Source organism: Fusicatenibacter saccharivorans, assembly GCF_015557635.1.
Lineage (GTDB): Bacteria > Bacillota > Clostridia > Lachnospirales > Lachnospiraceae > Fusicatenibacter > Fusicatenibacter saccharivorans.
The window spans coordinates 1-1,537 of sequence record NZ_JADNOP010000048.1; the positions used below are offsets into that span (position 1 = coordinate 1).

Sequence of the window (1,537 nt, forward strand, 5' to 3'; positions counted from 1 at the left end):
TTCACAATCTCCTCTGCCTGTGCCTTGCAAGCGTTCATCTGACGCACCCATTCCATTTGATTTTCAGCTTTCAGTTGCTCGGTCACGCCGTTTTGCTCTGCCAGTGACCGCACGATCAGCTCCATGCGGTTTCGTGCCGCTTCGTCAATCTCGGCGCAATGCTCAAAGAGTTTGTCGGATAGAACCAGCTCATTGAACAGTATCGGACGGTGCATTTCCAGATACGCCTTGCGAAGTCTGCCGTAGTGTCCGAGGGGCTTGGTCTTGCGGATAATGATGTTTGGGATAAGATAATCGCCGTTCTGTGTGTAAGTGATATTCATGCTGTTTGTACTCCTTTCATCGGCTCTCTCTGCGGTAAACTGCTGACCGGGACGAACACGCCCTTTGCAATGTCCTCTGCACGAATGGCGGCTTTCTTGGCTTCGATTTCTGCCTTTTTCCGCTTCTTGATTTTGTCCTCGTATCGCTTCTGTGCTCCGCTGGCTTTCCGCTTCAAGTAGTTCTGATGAAGCCTGTCCTTGCGTTCCTCACGCTTGCGGATTTCCTCTAATTCCTCCGGGGTCAGCTCCACTTCACCAAACGCTGGGGGAACGAAACGCCCAACAAAATTGAAGTAAATCTCGACCTCCTGTGTGGTCTGTATACTGCCTTTGCGGTCACGCTCATGCACAAGGATTTTCTCGATAAACTCGTTGAGCATGGCAATGGTCAGCTTGTCGAAGTTCTCATACTTATCAATCAGAGCGATAAAACGGTCAGCGTCCTTTTCGTGCTTCTCATAGCTCTTGACTGCCTTTTCCAGAACAGAGATTTCAGCGGTAAGCTCGGACTGTTCCTTTTCGTATTGAGCGTCCAGAGTGGCGTATCTGCTGTCGGACAGCTTTCCTAAAATGTTGTCCTCATAGATTTTACAGAGCAGGACTTCCAGCTCGGAAACTCTCTGCTTTGCGGTGGCAAGGCGTGTCCGCTGTTTCCTGACCTCTGTGGTCTGCTGGCTGGACTGCGCTTCCTGCACCACACGGACAAACTCGGCTCGGTCATGCTTCGCATACTCGGCAATGGCTTTCAGCATTTCCGAGACAAGGGACAGTACCACATCTTCATTGATACGGTGCTGGGTCTTGCAGAGCGTTCCAACTGGAACTTTGGTGTACTGTGAGCAGGTGTATTGAGAAATGCGCTTGCCGTTGTTGGTGCGGTGGACATACATCTTGCCGCCGCAATCGGCACAATAAAGCAAGCCTGTGAGGGGAGCTGCTTCGCCCCAGCCGTCCGGGTAGCGTCTGACATTCCCACGGATTTTCTGCACAAGGTCAAAGGTCTGCTGGTCAATGATAGGCTCATGGGTATTCTCGAAAATCGTCCATTCGTCCTCCGGGACATAATGACTTTTCTTGTCCTTGAAGTGCTTTCGGGTCTTGAAATTGACGGTGTGTCCCAGATATTCACGCTTTTCAAGAATGTTGCAGATGGTGGAAGAACCCCAGCCGTACACATCTTTGAAAGTCTTGTTTTTGTTCACGCCCTCGCCGTG

2 protein-coding genes are annotated in these 1,537 nt (G+C 50.8%); both read right to left on the bottom strand.

The features are described 5' to 3' along the window. On the bottom strand, positions 1–323 hold a 323-nt coding region (locus tag I2G42_RS16195; RefSeq protein ID WP_195531272.1), incomplete at its 3' end, for a TnpV protein. Then, positions 320–1,537, bottom strand: a 1,218-nt coding sequence (locus tag I2G42_RS16200) for a DUF4368 domain-containing protein (RefSeq protein WP_195531273.1), incomplete at its 5' end; no start/stop codon positions are given. The genes I2G42_RS16200 and I2G42_RS16195, both read right to left, overlap by 4 nt.